Consider the following 14,990-nt stretch of genomic DNA (forward strand, 5'->3'; position numbering starts at 1 on the left):
ACTCCCCTACCGAGATCGAACACCCGAATCCGGGCACCGACTGCCCAACGGCTGACCACCCCGGTTGGTTCCGGGGCGGTCCGCAGGCTCAGCGGGCGTACGCCTCGAGCTCGCCGGCCAGGTCCGCATTCGCCCGACCTTCGACCAGCGTGCCGTCGCCGGTGTGCTCCAGGGAGCCGATCTCGGCCTCCTGGTGGATGCGGTTGACGAGGTCCCCGCGCTCGTAGGGCAGCAGCACGTCGAACTCCACCTGCGGGCGCGGCAGCTCCGACTCGATGGTGGCGAGCGCGGCCTCCATCCCCTCGCCGGTCTTCGCGCTGACCACCACGCTGTGCGGCTCGCGCGCCCGCAGCCGGCTGATCACCAGGGGGTCGGCGGCGTCGGCCTTGTTGATCACGATGATCTCGGGCACCTTGTCGGCGCCGATCTCGGCGAGCACCTCGCGCACCGCGGCGATCTGGCCCTCGGGGTCGGGGTGGGAGCCGTCGACGACGTGCAGCAGCAGGTCGGAGTCGGCGACCTCCTCCAGCGTGGAGCGGAAGGCCTCGACCAGGCCGTGGGGCAGGTGGCGGACGAAGCCGACGGTGTCGGACATCGTGTAGATGCGGCCGTCGCTGGTCGTCGTACGCCGGGTGGTGGGGTCGAGGGTCGCGAAGAGGGCGTCCTCCACCAGCACACCGGCATCGGTCAGCCGGTTGAGCAGCGAGGACTTGCCGGCGTTGGTGTAGCCCGCGATCGCCACGCTCGGGATGTGGTTGCGGCGGCGCGACTGGCGCTTGACGTCGCGGGTGCCGCGCATCTCCTTGAGCTCGCGGCGCAGCTTGGCGATCTTGGTGTTGATCCGCCGGCGGTCGGTCTCGATCTTGGTCTCACCGGGCCCGCGGCCACCGATGCCGTCACCGCCGGCAGCACGACCGCCGGCCTGGCGCGACAGGTTGCCGCCCCACCCGCGCAGGCGCTGCTTCATGTACTGCAGCTGGGCCAGCTCGACCTGCGCCTGGCCCTCCTTGCTCTTCGCGTGCTGGGCGAAGATGTCGAGGATCAGTGCCGTCCGGTCGACGACCTTGACCTTGATCTTGTCCTCGAGGTTGCGCAGCTGGCTCGGCGCGAGCTCGCCGTCGCAGATGACGGTGTCCGCACCGGTGGCCTGCACGATCTCCCGGATCGCCTCGACCTTGCCGCGACCGATGAAGGTCGCCGGGTCGGGCGACTGGCGGCGCTGGAAGACCGCCTCCAGGACCTCGGAGCCGGCCGTCTCGGCGAGCAGCGCGAGCTCGGCCATCGAGTTCTCGGCGTCGGTGACCGTGCCGCCGGTCCACACGCCGACGAGCACGACCTTCTCCAGACGGAGCTGGCGGTACTCGACCTCGGTGATGTCCTCGAGCTCGGTGCGCAGGCTCGCGACCCGGCGCAGGGCGTGGCGCTCGGCCAGCTCCTGGGCGCCGACGGTGAGCTCCTCGGGGTCGGTGTCGTCCCACTCGTCGTACGGCTCGTCGTCGGCGTAGCCGGACTCGAAGTCGTCGTCGGTGTCGTCGTCCGTGGTGGCGACGTCGGCGTCGAGGGTGCCGTCGAGCTCGATGGCCTCGTCGTCCCAGCCGCGCGTCGCGTCGAGCGCGTCACGCAGGGTGAAGTCGGGTGCCGGGCCATTCGGTTGGGCAGGTGCGTTCGTCATATGCCGTCCAGCCTAGGTCGGCGCGCCCCGGTGCGCGAACCACTTTGCCCGGCTTCGCGGGGCGTCCGACCCGTGACCGAGGACCTGTGTCACTTGGGGGGCATCCGGATGCCGCCGTCGACGCGGATCGTCTCGCCGTTCATGTAGGAGTTGGTCAGGCACTCCACGACCATGCTGGCGAGCTCCTCGGCGTGGCCGAGGCGCTTGGGGAACAGCACGTTCTGGCCGAGGTTGGCCTTGAACTCCTCGGGGTCCGGGAAGGCGTCGTAGATCGGGGTGTCGATCAGGCCGGGCGCCACGGTGTTGAGGCGGATCCCGGCGGCCGAGAGGTCACGCGCGACCGGCAGGGTCATCCCGACCACGCCGCCCTTGGACGCGGAGTAGGAGGCCTGGCCGATCTGGCCGTCGAAGGCGGCGACCGAGGCGAGGTTGACGATCGCGCCGCGCTGGCCGTCGGCGTCGGGCTCGTTGCGGCTCATCACGGTCGCGGCCTGGCGGGTCATGTCGAAGGTGCCGATGAGGTTGATCTCGACGACCTTGCGGAAGGCGTCGAGGTCGTGGGCGGACTCCAGCATCCCGTCGCGGCCGATGGTGCGCTGGGCCCAGCCGATGCCGGCGGAGTTCACGCAGGCACGCAGCGGGGCGATCTCCGCCGCGGCCTCCACGGCAGCGGCGACCTGCTCGGTCCGCGTCACGTCCACGGCGGCGAAGACGCCGCCGATCTCGGCGGCCAGGGCCTCGCCCTTCTCGGCGTTGAGGTCGGCGACGACGACGATCGCGCCCTTCGCTGCGAGGGCGCGGGCGACCGCGGCACCGATGCCGCTGGCGCCGCCGGTGACGATGGCGGAGGATCCGGTGATGTCCATGGCCGGATCCTATGAGCCGGCCAGCGGCGACCGATGCAGGAGGTCGCCGCGTGGGGCCGGCCAGGTCGAGCGGCCGCGCGACTGAGGAACGACGCCGCGGGCGGCTGTGTCGAGACCGGCGATCAGAGATCCGTGACGCCCTCGGCGACCAGCAGCGCCGGCCCGGTCATCAGGATCCGGTCGTCCTCGGTCCACACGACGTGGAGGGTGCCGCCGGGGACGTCCACGCGGTACGCCGTGCCGCGGGGGGCGTCGTCGGCGAGCGCGGCCACCACGGCCACGGCACAGGCGCCGGTGCCGCACGAGCGGGTCTCGCCGGACCCGCGCTCGTGGACCCGCATCGCGACGTGGTGCTCGCCGCGGCGTACGACGAACTCGACGTTGACGCCCTCGGGAAAGACGCCGTCGTCGTGCTCGGGCTCCTCGAGGAGCGGCCCCGCCTCGGCGAGGTTGTCGACGAAGACGACGGCGTGGGGGTTGCCCATCGAGACGTGGCGCGCGGTCCAGGACCGGCCACCGACCGAGACCGTCGTGTCCTCGAAGACCTCGGGGGTGCCCATGTCGGCGGTGAGCTCGTCGCCCGCGCCGTCCAGCGTCTTGACGCCGTCGCGGGTCTGGATGCGCATCGGGAAGGCCTCGCCCTCGCGCTCGTGGAGGTAGCGGGCGAAGACGCGGATGCCGTTGCCGCACATCTCGCTGACCGAGCCGTCGGCGTTGCGGTAGTCCATGAACCACCCGTCGTCACGGCGTACGGCCCGCAGCACCCCGTCACCGCCGATCCCGGCGCGCCGGTCGCACAGCGCGCGCACCCGCTCCGCGGACAGGTCGCCGTGCACCGTGCCGTCGGGGTCGGGCAGCACGACGAAGTCGTTCTCCGTGCCGTGGCCCTTGAGGAAGGGGTAGCTCACGCCTCCAGTGTCGCAGGCGGCGCCGCGGTCAGCGGGGGTCGACCACCTCAGCGGACCACGGTGTAGCGCCCGCACATGAAGTCCCGGTTGCGCGCGACCTCCTCGAGCCGCAGCTCGACGTGGCGCGGAAGGACGGGCGCGCCGCTGCCGACGGTGACCGGGGCGTACTGCAGCCACACCTCGTCGAGGAGCCCGGCGTCGTGCAGCTGGCCGGCGAGGTCTCCCCCGCCCACCACCCACAGGTCCCTGCCGTCGGCCGCCTCGGTCATCGCGGCGTGCACACGGCGTACGTCGTCGTGGGCGAAGCGCACGCTCGCCGGCCCCGCGGGGAAGGTGCGGTGCGTCATCACCCACGTCGGGAGCGGTCCCCACGGGTCGTCGTCGTGGTCGAGGATCCACTGCCAGGTCGTGGCGCCCATGACGCAGGCGCCGAGGCGCTCGCGGAACCCCGGATAGGCCATCGGCCCGTCCATGTCGATGTCGCGCGAGGTCAGCCAGTCGAGCGAGTGGTCGTCGGTCGCGATGAAGCCGTCGAGGGTGCAGCCGGTGTAGTAGATCGTCGCCATCGCACCACTCTCGCAGCGCACACCGGTCGCCCGCCCGACCGTTCTTGCGGTCCTCGCCGGGCCCGGCGCCCGCTCAGGCGGAGACGGCCGTGACCGCCGCGACCGCCTGCGCCACCCGGTCGGGGTCGTCGTGCGCGACCCACACGATGCGGGGGTCCTTGCGGAACCACGAGTCCTGGCGCCGGGCGAAGCGGCGGGTGGCCGTGGTGGTCTGCTCGATCGCCTCGGCGAGCGTGCGGTCGCCGGCGAGGTAGCCCATCACCTCGCGGTAGCCGATCGCCCGCGGCGCCGTACGCCCCTCGGCGAGGCCGCGCGCCAGCAGCGCCTCGACTTCCTCGACGAACCCGGTCGCGAACATCTCCTCGACCCGGCGCGCGATCCGCTCGTCGAGCGTCGGCCGGTCGATGTCGACCCCGACCTGCACGGTCAGCGGGTCGGCGTACTCCAGCCGCGGGAGGCTGGCACTGAACGGGCGACCGGTCAGCGCGATGACCTCCAGGGCGCGTACGACGCGGCGGCCGTTGTCGGGCTCGATCCGCGCCGCCGCCTCGGGGTCGACACCCGCCAGGCGCGCGTGCAGGGCGGGGCCGCCGACGCGCTCGAGCTCCACCTCCAGCTCGCGGCGCAGCGACTCGTCGGTGCCGGGGAAGTCGAAGCGGTCGACGACGGCGCGGGTGTAGAGGGCGGAGCCACCGACGAGCACGGGGGTGGCACCGCGACCGCGGATGTCGACGACGGCGTCGCGCGCCCACTCCTGGAAGAGCGCGACGGTCGCGGGCTCGGTGACGTCGAGGACGTCGAGCAGGTGGTGGGCGATGCCGCGACGCTCGGCCTCCGGCAGCTTGGCCGTGCCGACGTCCATGCCGCGGTAGACCTGCATGGCGTCGGTGTTGACCACCTCGCCGCCGAGGCGTTCGGCGAGGTCGAGGCTCAGCCCGGTCTTGCCGGACGCCGTCGCGCCGACGAGGGCGACGATCGGCTGGGGCATGGGCCCATTGTCCCAGCACGGCTACGCTCGGAGCAGGACCCACCCGCCGGGGTGGGCGGGAGAAGCGAGGGATGCCATGAGTTTCCTGGACAAGGCGAAGGCGAAGCTCACCCAGGCCGTCGACGACCACGGCGACAAGATCGCCCAGGGCATCGACCGGGCCGGTGCGATCGCCAACGACAAGACCGGCGGCAAGCACGCCGACAAGATCGACAAGGCCGCCGGCAAGGCGCGCGACGCGCTCGACCAGCTCGACGGCAAGAACGACGACATCCCGCCCGGCAGCGCGCGCTGAGCGACACCTGGGTTGGCGGCGTGACCGACCGCTTCGCCCTCGTCCCCGCCTCCTACGTCTATCTCCTGCGCGACGGCGTCGGCGGCACCGAGGTGCTGCTCCAGCAGCGCGGCCCGGTGCCCTACATGCCGGGCCACTGGGCAGCCGCCGCGGCCGGGCACGTGGAGCGGGGCGAGACGGCGTACGACGCGGCGCGCCGCGAGGCGCTCGAGGAGCTCGGGGTCACCGACGTCGCGCTGGAGTTCGCCTTCACGATGCAGCGCACCCAGCACGCCGAGGCGATCGAGGAGCGGGTCGACTGGTTCTTCACCGCGCGCACGTGGACGGGCGAGCCGCGGGTCGTGGAGCCGGAGAAGTGCACCGGGCTCGGGTGGTTCCCCCTCGACGCCCTGCCCTCGCCGGTGGTGCCGCACGAGGCGCACGCCCTGGCCCACCTGTCGTCCGGCGTGGGCTACCTGACCTTCGGCTGGGACCGCCCGGCAGGGTGAGGCCCCGCCCCTCGGGGGTGGCCGCAACAGGCTGCGGGCAGACAGGATGCAGGATCGACCCATGGGAGGGACCCCGATGAGCAACGACGACCTGAGCCCGATGCCCGAGCCCTACGCCGAGGAGCCGCAGCTGGTCCCGGGAGGGGTGGACGCGCTGCACGACGACCCGGCCGACAACGGCCTGGCCCGCGACCTCGACCCCGACGACAACCCCGCCGTCGACGACGTGCTGCCCGAGGAGGTCGCCGAGGCCGACGACAAGTCGCAGGCCCCGGACGGTGAGGCCGCCTCCTCCGACAAGGAGGCCGGCACGACCGACGACGACCCTGAGGCGGGCCAGGAGGCCGAGGACGGGTCGCCGGAGCCGCCCGCCTGACGGGTGCCTCGGCAGCCGCCGGTCTGTCGGAGTCCCCGGCTACCCGGTGATCGCGACGACAGTGCGGTCCTCGTGGTGCGGATACCGCACCACGAGGACCGCACAACGGTTGTCCACAGCCCGGGCGCCGGTGGTGGCGGCGGTCCCGCCGGGCTGCCGACGATGGTCCGATGGACCTCAGCGCGTACGCCGACCTGCTCTCCCTGCAGTCCGGGGTGGTGGCACGTCGCCAGCTCGTCACCGACGCCCGGCTCAAGCCGCACGACCTGCAGCGGCTGGTACGCCGACGCGACCTCGTACGCGTCCACGACGGGGTGTTCGTCGACCACACGGGCGACCTCACGTGGCTGCAGCGCGCGTGGGTCGGCGTGCTCCTCGCCTGGCCCGCGGCGTTGTCGCACGACAGCGCCCTGCGCGCCGCTGACGGGCCGGGCCGGGCCGGCCGCGACGACTCGGTGATCCACCTCGCCGTCGACCGCGACCACCACGTGCGGGTTCCGGCGGGCTACCGGTTGCACCGGATGTCCGGGTTCGCCGACCGCGCCATGTGGAACACCAGCCCTCCTCGCGTCTCGATCGAGGAGGCGCTGATCGACGTGGCGGTCGCGAAGGCGGACGACTTCGGAGCGGTCGCGGTGCTCGCCGACGCCGTGCAGGCGCGGCGCACCCTGCCGGTCCGCATCCGCGACACCCTCGACCTGCGGCCCCGCGTCCCTCGGCGCGACTTCCTGCGCGCGGTCCTCAGCGACCTCGACCGCGGCACCTGCTCCGTGCTGGAGCACGGCTACCTCACGCGGGTCGAGCGCGCCCACGGACTGCCGGACGGCCTGAGACAGGTGCGCGACTCGCAACGAGGGCCGCTCTACCGCGACGTCGTCTACCCCGATCTCGACCAGGCCGTGGAGCTCGACGGTCGGCTGTGGCACTCGTCCGCGGCCCAGCACGACGCCGACCTCGATCGCGACCTCGACGCCGCGGTCGACCGCCTCACGACCGTACGCCTGGGGTGGGGGCAGGTCTTCGGGCGTCCGTGCGAGACCGCCGTACGCCTCGGGCGGCTGTTCGCGGCCCGCGGTTGGTGGGGGCGGCCGACCCGCTGCCCCGACTGCCCGGGCTCGCTCGACCTGGCGGGGTGAGGCCTTGTGCGGTCGCTGTGGTGCGGATTCCGCACCACGGTGACCGCACAGCGGTTGCGATCACCGGGTAGCCGGGGACTCCGAAGAAGGCCCGGACCAAGACCCTCAGCCGCAGGCAGGCGCCGGCGTGAGCGGAGCAGGCACCCCGACGCTCGGCATCCCGAGCCCGACCCCGGTCGGCGCGGGGGGCGCGGACGTACGCCGCTCCCAGGCGTCGCCGGCGCGCGTGCGGCGTACGGACCGGATCGGACCGTCGGCGACGAGGTGGTGCGGCGCGGCGTAGGTGACGGTCACGGTGACCATGTCGCCCGGGCGCACCGAGTCCTCGGGCACCGCGGAGAAGTCGGCCTCGAAGTGGACGAGCCGGTTGTCGGGCGCGCGCCCCGACAGCCGCTTGGTCGCGAGGTCCTTGCGGCCCTCGCCCTCGGAGACCATCAGCTCGACGGTGCGACCGACGAGCGCCTTGCCCTCGGTCCAGGCGACCTCGTCGACCACGGCGGCGAGGCGGAGGTAGCGGTCCTTGACGACCTCCGGCGCGACCTGGTCGTCGAGCGTCGCGGCGGGGGTCCCGGGACGCTTGGAGTACTGGAAGGTGAAGGCGGAGGAGAAGCGCGCGGCCCGCACGACGTCGAGCGTGGCCTGGAAGTCCTCCTCGGTCTCGCCGGGGAAGCCGACGATGATGTCGGTGGTGATCGCCGCGTCCGGGATGGCCGCGCGGACCCGGTCGATGATCCCGAGGAACTTCGAGGAGCGGTAGGACCGGCGCATGTCGCGCAGCACCTTGTCGGAGCCGGACTGCAGCGGCATGTGCAGCGACGGCATCACGTTGGGCGTCTCGGCCATCGCCTCGATCACGTCGTCGGTGAACTCCGCCGGGTGCGGCGAGGTGAAGCGCACCCGCTGGAGCCCGTCGACCTGCCCGCAGGCGCGCAGCAGCTTGGAGAAGGCCTGCCGGTCGCCGAACTCCACACCGTAGGCGTTGACGTTCTGCCCCAGCAGGGTGATCTCGGTGACGCCCTCGGCGACGAGCGCCTCGATCTCGGCGAGGATCTCGCCGGGACGGCGGTCCTTCTCCTTGCCGCGCAGCGCCGGGACGATGCAGAAGGTGCACGTGTTGTTGCACCCGACCGAGATCGACACCCAGGCGGCGTACGCCGACTCGCGCCGCGTCGGCAGCGTCGAGGGGAAGACCGACAGCGACTCCAGGATCTCGACCTGGGCCTCCTCGGCCACCCGTGCCCGCTCGAGCAGCACCGGCAACGACCCGATGTTGTGGGTGCCGAAGACGACGTCGACCCACGGCGCCCTGGTCGTGATGGTCTCGCGGTCCTTCTGCGCCAGGCAGCCGCCGACGGCGATCTGCATGCCGGGAGTCACGGCCTTGACCGAGGCGAGCTGGCCGAGGTTGCCGTAGAGCTTGTTGTCGGCGTTCTCGCGCACCGCGCACGTGTTGAAGACCACGACGTCGGCCTGCTCCTCGCGCCCGGCGCGGACGTAGCCCGCGTCCTCCAGCAGGCCGCTGAGCCGCTCGGAGTCGTGGACGTTCATCTGGCAGCCGTGGGTCTTGACCTCGTAGGTGCGCGCGGGTGCGTGGGGTGCGTTCATGACCCACCCAGCGTACGGCGAGCGCCTTGAGCCGGGGGAATCCCGCGAGGTGCCGCCACGGTCCCGGCGACGGCCCACACCACCACACCACCCGTCCAGACCATTTCCGTGCACGTATGGGTCATTACTCCTCAGTAATGCTTAGTTTTTCCGCATGTCTCTTCAAGATCAGATCAAGTCATCCACAAAGCGGTAACAACCCTTCCTCCGAAATCGGCGGTCCGGGCACCGCTCACCCGCTGATCAGGAGAGTTCCGTGAGCCTCACCAGCGCCCGCGTCCACACCACCGCCGCCCGTTTCGTGCGGATGGGGACGTTCGGACTCGTTGTCACCGTCCTGTTGCTTTCCTCGCTCCAGGTCGTCGCCCACGCCGCGGGGGCGCCGTCCAGCAAGCAGGGCGCCACGAAGTCCAGCGAGCAGGGCGCCGAGCACGGCACGAAGCAGGGCAGGAAGCAGCGGGGCAAGGGCACCAAGGCGCGCAAGGTGTCGGTGCGCGGCACGCTCGCCTCTCTTCCCCCGGTCGTCCAGCCGGGCCTCTCCCCCGCGGCACCGTCGGACAACGGCTCGCTCGTCGCCACCTTCACCCCGGCCGACCCGGGCCGCAAGGTCACTCTCGAGCGCCGGACCGCCCGCGGCTGGAGGGCCGTCTCCACCAGCGCCGAGGACACCTGGGGCTCGGCCGCCTTCTCCCCGGCACCGGGCACCTACCGCGCCCGCACCACCACCGGCGGACGCACCTGGGTGACCGGCAGCGTGACCACCACCCGCTGGACGCCGCAGTTCGAGGACACCTTCTCCGGCACCACCCTCGACGGAAGCGTGTGGAACGACCAGAAGCGCGAGCACGAGAGCGTGTACGCGCCCCGCACCTGCGCCCGCGTCGACCCGTCCGCGCGCCGCGTCGGCGAGGGCGTGCTGCACCTCGGCGTCGCGCTCGACCCGGCCCGCGCCGGCCTGCCGTGCGACTACACCTCGCCCCGCACCTCGGGCACCAGCCCCTACCTGCTCAACAGCCAGGTCGCGACCGAGCACACCCGCTTCTTCCGCCACGGCATCGTCGCTGCCCGCATCAAGCCGCAGCGCGCCAAGGGCATGCACTCCGGCCTCTGGTTGCTGCCCAGCGGCACCAAGTACACCGACGGCGTGCCTGCCGCCGGCGCGGAGATCGACGTCATGGAGTTCTTCGGCGAGAACGGCCGCGGCAACGAGACCATCGGCTCGCACATCCACTACTACGAGGCCGGCTGGGACAAGATCAGCCTCGGCGACACCTTCAAGGACGCCCGCCAGGTGCTGGGCAAGAACCGCTCGTGGTGGGACGAGTTCCACGTCTTCTCCGTCGAGTGGACCCCCACCGAGTACATCTTCCGCGTCGACGGTCGTGAGTACTACCGCGAGACGGGCGCGGTCTCCCAGGCCGACCAGTACCTCGTGCTGTCCAACCTGACCTCCGACTACGAGCTCCACGAGCTCACCGCCGACGAGGTCTCCGACACCGCGCAGGTCGACTGGGTCCGCGTCTTCGACGCCTCCTCGCAGGAGTCGGTGCGCGTCACCCGCGGACGCAGGGTCGCGAAGAAGCGCGCCTGAGCGAGGTCGACCCTCCACGCCTAGGCTCGCGGGCATGCCCCGGATGCACGCGCTCGAGCTGCTGCCCGACGACGCCGGCCGCGACGTCGTACGCCGTGACTGGCAGGCGCTGCGGGACGCCGGGCTGCCCTCGCAGCTCGACCACCGCGGCGAGACCAACAGCCCGCACGTGACCGTCGTGGCGGCGCCCGCGCTGCGCGCCGAGGACGAGCAACGGGCCGTCGAGCTGGTCGCGGCACTGCTCCCGGTGCAGGTGCGACCTGCAGGCGTCGCGCTGCTCGGCGGCGCCCGCGTGTCGCTCGTACGCCTCGTCGACGTGCCCGACGCACTGGTGCGAGCAGTGCTCGACCTGCGTGGCTCGGTGCCGGACGTGCAGCACGCCGGCTGGCTGCCGCACGTCACGCTCGCGCGGCGCATGGACCGCGCCGACGTGCCGGCGGCCCTGGAGGCCGTGGGCCACGAGGACGCCGTCCTCACGCTCGCGTCGCTGCGCCGGTGGGACCCGGAGGCGGGAATCGTCACCACTTTGTGATGGCCCATGTGGGAGGTGGTCGATGGCCCCTCGGGGCCACGTGCGGATAGGTTGCGGATATGACCGCGCAGGAAAGCTCACCCGTCAGCGCCGGCCGGGGCGAGCCCCTGGTCGTGCTCAAGGACGTGCAGAAGCACTTCGGCCAGCTCCACGCCCTCAAGGACATCGACCTCACCGTCACCCGCGGCGAGGTCGTCGTGGTGATCGGGCCCTCGGGCTCGGGCAAGTCGACCCTGTGCCGCACGATCAACCGCCTCGAGACCATCGACAGCGGCACGATCATGCTCGACGGCCAGCCCCTGCCCGAGGAGGGCAAGGAGCTCGCGGCGCTGCGCGCCGAGGTCGGCATGGTCTTCCAGAGCTTCAACCTCTTCGCCCACAAGACGATCCTGGAGAACGTCACCCTCGGGCCGATCAAGGTGCGTGGCATGAAGAAGGCCGACGCCGACAAGCGGGCGATGGAGCTCCTGGAGCGTGTCGGGATCGCCCACCAGGCCGAGAAGTACGCCGCGCAGCTCTCCGGCGGCCAGCAGCAGCGCGTCGCCATCGCGCGCGCCCTGGCCATGGATCCGAAGGTGATGCTCTTCGACGAGCCCACCTCCGCACTCGACCCGGAGATGATCAAGGAGGTGCTCGACGTCATGGTCGACCTCGCCGAGCAGGGCATGACCATGGTCGTGGTCACCCACGAGATGGGCTTCGCGCGCACCGCCGCCGACCGGGTCGTGTTCATGGCCGACGGCGCGATCGTGGAGGAGAACACCCCCGAGGAGTTCTTCACCAACCCCAGCTCGGACCGCGCCAAGGACTTCCTCGGCAAGATCCTCAAGCACTGATCCATCCAATCCATCGGCCGGAGACCTCCGGCTCGGGACAGAAGGAGAAGCAATGCGATTCACCAGGACCAAGGCGATCGTCGCTGCGACAGGGCTGGCGCTGTCGCTGGCCGCGTGCGGCGGGGACGACGGCAGCGAGCCGGAGGTCGTGACCGACGCCGAGTTCGAGGCCGGGACCACGATGGCGGAGCTCGCCGAGGCCGGCTCCATGACCGTCGGCACCAAGTTCGACCAGCCCGGCTTCGGCCTGCTGGGCCTCGAGGACACTCCCGAGGGCTTCGACGTCGAGGTCGCCAAGATCATCGCCGGCGCCATGGGCATCGCGCCCGAGGACATCGAGTGGAAGCAGGCCACCTCCGACATCCGCGAGCAGGTGATCGAGGACGGCGAGGTCGACATGGTCGTGGCGACCTACACGATCAACGAGGAGCGCGCCCAGCGCATCACCTTCGCCGGCCCCTACTACGAGGCGGGCCAGCAGCTGATGGTCAACGCCGACAACGACTCGATCAACGGGCCCGAGGACATCGCGGACAACCCCGACATGAAGGTCTGCTCGGTGACCGGCTCGACCCCCTCGGAGCAGATCAGGGAGTATCTGGCCTCCGACGACCAGCTGGTGCTCTTCGACATCTACGACAAGTGCAAGGACGCGCTCGGCAACGGCCAGGTCGACATCGTCACCACCGACAACGTGATCCTCCTCGGCTACGTGGACGGGAGCGACGGCGAGTTCAAGCTCGTCGGCGAGCAGTTCACCGAGGAGCCCTACGGCATCGGCATCGAGAAGGGTGACGTCGAGTTCTGCGAGTTCATCAACGAGACGCTCGCCGACAACGAGGACGCCTACGTCGCGGCGTGGGAGGCCACCGCCGGCGAGGTCGAGGGCACCGAGACCCCTGAGCTCCCCGAGCCTGCTCCCTGCGTCTGAGCCGACCGAACCACCCATGACCGGTGGGGGCGCATCCCGTGCGTCCCCACCGGCTCACCGAGAGGAACCACCGTGGACCCGGTGATCGACAACCTGGACCTGTACTGGTCCGGGTTCCTGCGCTCGCTGAGCATCATCGGCTGGAGCCTCGTGGGCTCGCTGCTGCTCGGCACCCTGATCGCTGCCTTCCGGGTCTCGCCGGTCGCGTCCCTGCGGGCCTTCGGCTCGGGGTGGGTGACCGTCGTGCGCAACTGCCCGTTGACCATCGTGCTCTTCTTCATGGCCTTCGGCCTCCCGGAGCTGGGCGTCAACGCGAGCTTCTACCTCTTTGGTGTCGCGGGTCTGATCATCTACACCTCCGCCTTCGTCTGCGAGGCGATCCGCTCGGGCATCAACTCCGTCTCCGCCGGTCAGGCCGAGGCGGCGCGGGCCATCGGCCTCCCCTTCACCCTGACCCTCACCCAGGTGGTCCTGCCGCAGGCGCTGCGCGCCACGGTGCCGCCCCTGGGGAGCGTGCAGATCGCGATGTTCAAGAACTCCGCCGTGGTCGGTGCCTTCGGCGTCGGCGGGGACCTCTACAGCGTCGGGCGCAACCTGACCAGCGCCCAGGGCTTCTCCTACATCCCGGTGCTGACGGGGGTGGCGATCGGCTACCTCGTGATCACCCTGGCTGCCGGCGCGCTGCTCGCCGTCATCGAGCGAAAGGTGGCGATCGCGCGATGAGCCAGACCTCGGTCCTCTACGACGCCCCCGGCCCCCGTGCCGTACGCCGCGCGCGCATCGGCACCGCGCTGGCGATCCTCGCGTTCCTCGGCCTCGCCGCCCTGGTGGTCCTGCGGCTGGCCGACCGCGGGCAGTTCGACGCCGAGCTGTGGAACCCCTGGGTCAACCCCTCCGACGACTCGTTCAGCGCGGTCTGGGGGCTGGTGGGCCGCGGCCTGGTGGCCACCTTGGTGGCGGCGACGCTGGCGATCGTGCTGGCGCTCGTGGTCGGGGTGCTGCTGGGAGTCGCGCGGATGATGCTCGGGAACCGGCTGCGGGTGCCCGTGGTGCTGTGGATCGAGCTGTTCCGCGGCCTGCCCGTCGTCATCACCATCGTCTTCGTGTGGCGCGCCATGGTCGAGCTCGGCATCGACGTCGGCCCGCTCCCGGGCGACCCGGCACTGTGGTACCTGGTCATCGGCCTGACCCTCTACAACTCCGTCATCATCGCCGAGATCCTGCGCGCCGGCGTGCTCTCGTTGCCTCGCGGCCAGCGCGAGGCCGCGCTCGCCGTCGGCCTGACCAACGGCCAGACGATGCGCACCATCCTGCTGCCGCAGGCGTTCCGGGTGATGCTGCCGGCCCTGATCAGCCAGCTGGTGGTGGTCCTCAAGGACACCTCGCTCGTGGCGGTGATCGGACTGGGCTACCTCGAGCTGCTGCGGAGGGGCAACCAGATCTCGCAGAACCTGGACAACCCGATCCAGTCGCTCCTGATCGTGGCCCTGATCTACATCGTCATCAACTACTCGCTGTCCAAGCTCGCCGAGTACGTCGAGCGACGCCTGGGCCAGGCGAGCGGCTCGTCGGCGGGCAATGGACTCGATGCCGGCACCGCCGGGAGCCAGGCCGCCTGATCCCAGGGCCCGAGCGGGCACTTCCTCGCGCTGCAGCACGCCGATCGGGCGGGCTAGCGCCTCGCGGTCACCCAGAGCCGGATCTCGCCCTCGACCACGACCGTGCCGTCGGTGCGTACGCCCCGCACCCGCACCGGCAGGTGGTAGCCCTCACCGGCGTCGGCGAGCCACTGCTCGGGGTCGGTCTCGGCGATGCAGGTGATGTCGGAGCTGGCCCTGGCGGTGTAGGTCACCTCCATGCCCTGCGGGATCCAGCGCTGCCCGCGCGGGATGCTCGACTCGGCCAGCGCTCCCATCGCCGCCTCGAGCCCGTTGCACAGGGCGATCGCGTGCACGCTGCCGATGTGGTTGTGCACGCGACGGCGGTCACGGATGACGAGCTCCGCGCGGTGCGGCTCGATGACGGTGAAGCGCGGGCGGATGCTCGCGAAGTACGGCGCCTTCCGGCTGAAGGCGATCGAGAAGACCCGGTCGCCCAGGGGCAGCGCGGAGGTCTTCTTCCAGAGGTCGAGGACGGCAGGCATGCCGCGACATTACTGCCGAGTAACCAGCCGCGCCAGCATGCGCCTCCGGTGGACGGC

17 protein-coding genes are annotated in these 14,990 nt (G+C 71.5%); 10 read left to right on the plus strand and 7 right to left on the minus strand.

The features are described from left to right. Positions 1–88: 88 nt before the first annotated feature. The 5 genes from hflX to miaA form a co-directional block, all read right to left on the minus strand. Positions 89–1,672 carry a GTPase HflX gene (hflX, locus tag K4G59_RS09870; RefSeq protein WP_231250800.1) on the minus strand — a complete coding sequence of 528 codons (1,584 nt, stop codon included), beginning with the start codon at positions 1,670–1,672 and terminating at the stop codon, positions 89–91. 89 nt (positions 1,673–1,761) lie between these two features. Then, positions 1,762–2,538 carry an SDR family oxidoreductase gene (locus K4G59_RS09875; RefSeq protein ID WP_231250801.1) on the minus strand — a complete coding sequence of 259 codons (777 nt, stop codon included), beginning with the start codon at positions 2,536–2,538 and terminating at the stop codon, positions 1,762–1,764. Positions 2,539–2,660: 122 nt separating this feature from the next. Beyond that, entirely contained in the window at positions 2,661–3,446 is a 786-nt protein-coding gene (gene dapF / locus K4G59_RS09880) for a diaminopimelate epimerase (protein WP_231250802.1), read from the minus strand. A gap of 47 nt (positions 3,447–3,493) precedes the next feature. After that, positions 3,494–4,012 (minus strand): dihydrofolate reductase family protein, encoded by a 519-nt coding sequence (locus K4G59_RS09885; protein WP_231250803.1) that lies wholly within the window; start codon positions 4,010–4,012, stop codon positions 3,494–3,496. 73 nt (positions 4,013–4,085) lie between these two features. Beyond that, positions 4,086–5,000, minus strand: coding sequence for a tRNA (adenosine(37)-N6)-dimethylallyltransferase MiaA (miaA, locus tag K4G59_RS09890; RefSeq protein WP_231250804.1), 915 nt, complete (start codon positions 4,998–5,000; stop codon positions 4,086–4,088). Between the two features lie 76 nt (positions 5,001–5,076). Between miaA and K4G59_RS09895 the strand changes: the two genes are divergently transcribed. From K4G59_RS09895 to K4G59_RS09910, 4 genes are all read left to right on the plus strand, one after another. Beyond that, entirely contained in the window at positions 5,077–5,295 is a 219-nt protein-coding gene (locus K4G59_RS09895) for an antitoxin (RefSeq protein ID WP_231250805.1), read from the plus strand. Positions 5,296–5,315: 20 nt separating this feature from the next. Further along, complete coding sequence (locus K4G59_RS09900) at positions 5,316–5,783, plus strand: NUDIX domain-containing protein (protein WP_231250806.1); 468 nt, start codon at positions 5,316–5,318, stop codon at positions 5,781–5,783. A gap of 61 nt (positions 5,784–5,844) precedes the next feature. Continuing rightward, positions 5,845–6,159, plus strand: coding sequence for a hypothetical protein (locus K4G59_RS09905; protein WP_231250807.1), 315 nt, complete (start codon positions 5,845–5,847; stop codon positions 6,157–6,159). A gap of 170 nt (positions 6,160–6,329) precedes the next feature. Then, entirely contained in the window at positions 6,330–7,295 is a 966-nt protein-coding gene (locus K4G59_RS09910; RefSeq protein WP_231250808.1) for a hypothetical protein, read from the plus strand. A 105-nt stretch (positions 7,296–7,400) separates the two neighbouring features. Here the strand turns inward: K4G59_RS09910 and miaB are convergent, their stop codons facing one another. Next, positions 7,401–8,900, minus strand: a complete 1,500-nt coding sequence (miaB, locus tag K4G59_RS09915; protein WP_231250809.1) for a tRNA (N6-isopentenyl adenosine(37)-C2)-methylthiotransferase MiaB — start codon at positions 8,898–8,900, stop codon at positions 7,401–7,403. A 256-nt stretch (positions 8,901–9,156) separates the two neighbouring features. Here miaB and K4G59_RS09920 point away from each other — a divergent pair, with 256 nt between their 5' ends. The 6 genes from K4G59_RS09920 (at position 9,157) to K4G59_RS09945 (ending at position 14,409) form a co-directional block, all read left to right on the plus strand. Next, a complete protein-coding gene (locus K4G59_RS09920; protein WP_231250810.1) occupies positions 9,157–10,491 on the plus strand; it encodes a glycoside hydrolase family 16 protein in 1,335 nt (444 codons plus the stop codon). A 34-nt stretch (positions 10,492–10,525) separates the two neighbouring features. Next, positions 10,526–11,023: a 2'-5' RNA ligase family protein gene (locus K4G59_RS09925; RefSeq protein WP_231250811.1), complete on the plus strand. Its 498-nt coding sequence runs from the start codon at positions 10,526–10,528 to the stop codon at positions 11,021–11,023. Positions 11,024–11,082: 59 nt separating this feature from the next. Further along, complete coding sequence (locus tag K4G59_RS09930; protein ID WP_372461807.1) at positions 11,083–11,859, plus strand: amino acid ABC transporter ATP-binding protein; 777 nt, start codon at positions 11,083–11,085, stop codon at positions 11,857–11,859. A 52-nt stretch (positions 11,860–11,911) separates the two neighbouring features. Beyond that, positions 11,912–12,790 (plus strand): glutamate ABC transporter substrate-binding protein, encoded by an 879-nt coding sequence (locus K4G59_RS09935; RefSeq protein WP_231250812.1) that lies wholly within the window; start codon positions 11,912–11,914, stop codon positions 12,788–12,790. Positions 12,791–12,871: 81 nt separating this feature from the next. After that, positions 12,872–13,513 (plus strand): amino acid ABC transporter permease, encoded by a 642-nt coding sequence (locus K4G59_RS09940; RefSeq protein ID WP_231250813.1) that lies wholly within the window; start codon positions 12,872–12,874, stop codon positions 13,511–13,513. Next, positions 13,510–14,409 (plus strand): amino acid ABC transporter permease, encoded by a 900-nt coding sequence (locus K4G59_RS09945; RefSeq protein ID WP_231250814.1) that lies wholly within the window; start codon positions 13,510–13,512, stop codon positions 14,407–14,409. Before K4G59_RS09940 ends, K4G59_RS09945 begins: the two co-directional genes overlap by 4 nt. Positions 14,410–14,462: 53 nt before the next feature. Here the strand turns inward: K4G59_RS09945 and K4G59_RS09950 are convergent, their stop codons facing one another. After that, positions 14,463–14,933, minus strand: coding sequence for a hotdog fold domain-containing protein (locus K4G59_RS09950; protein WP_231250815.1), 471 nt, complete (start codon positions 14,931–14,933; stop codon positions 14,463–14,465). Between the last annotated feature and the right edge of the window lie 57 nt (positions 14,934–14,990).

Origin of the sequence: Nocardioides furvisabuli, assembly GCF_021083185.1 — a bacterium.
Lineage (GTDB): Bacteria > Actinomycetota > Actinomycetes > Propionibacteriales > Nocardioidaceae > Nocardioides > Nocardioides furvisabuli.

Excerpts from the sequence above, each read along its gene's own strand:
- hflX (WP_231250800.1), bottom strand. The coding sequence starts at position 1,672 with ATGACGAACGCACCTGCCCAACCGAATGGCCCGGCACCCGACTTCACC.
- K4G59_RS09875 (WP_231250801.1), bottom strand. The coding sequence starts at position 2,538 with ATGGACATCACCGGATCCTCCGCCATCGTCACCGGCGGCGCCAGCGGC.
- K4G59_RS09885 (WP_231250803.1), bottom strand. The coding sequence starts at position 4,012 with ATGGCGACGATCTACTACACCGGCTGCACCCTCGACGGCTTCATCGCG.
- miaA (WP_231250804.1), bottom strand. The coding sequence starts at position 5,000 with ATGCCCCAGCCGATCGTCGCCCTCGTCGGCGCGACGGCGTCCGGCAAG.
- K4G59_RS09895 (WP_231250805.1), top strand. The coding sequence starts at position 5,077 with ATGAGTTTCCTGGACAAGGCGAAGGCGAAGCTCACCCAGGCCGTCGAC.
- K4G59_RS09905 (WP_231250807.1), top strand. The coding sequence starts at position 5,845 with ATGGGAGGGACCCCGATGAGCAACGACGACCTGAGCCCGATGCCCGAG.
- K4G59_RS09910 (WP_231250808.1), top strand. The coding sequence starts at position 6,330 with ATGGACCTCAGCGCGTACGCCGACCTGCTCTCCCTGCAGTCCGGGGTG.
- miaB (WP_231250809.1), bottom strand. The coding sequence starts at position 8,900 with ATGAACGCACCCCACGCACCCGCGCGCACCTACGAGGTCAAGACCCAC.
- K4G59_RS09925 (WP_231250811.1), top strand. The coding sequence starts at position 10,526 with ATGCCCCGGATGCACGCGCTCGAGCTGCTGCCCGACGACGCCGGCCGC.
- K4G59_RS09930 (WP_372461807.1), top strand. The coding sequence starts at position 11,083 with ATGACCGCGCAGGAAAGCTCACCCGTCAGCGCCGGCCGGGGCGAGCCC.
- K4G59_RS09935 (WP_231250812.1), top strand. The coding sequence starts at position 11,912 with ATGCGATTCACCAGGACCAAGGCGATCGTCGCTGCGACAGGGCTGGCG.
- K4G59_RS09945 (WP_231250814.1), top strand. The coding sequence starts at position 13,510 with ATGAGCCAGACCTCGGTCCTCTACGACGCCCCCGGCCCCCGTGCCGTA.
- K4G59_RS09950 (WP_231250815.1), bottom strand. The coding sequence starts at position 14,933 with ATGCCTGCCGTCCTCGACCTCTGGAAGAAGACCTCCGCGCTGCCCCTG.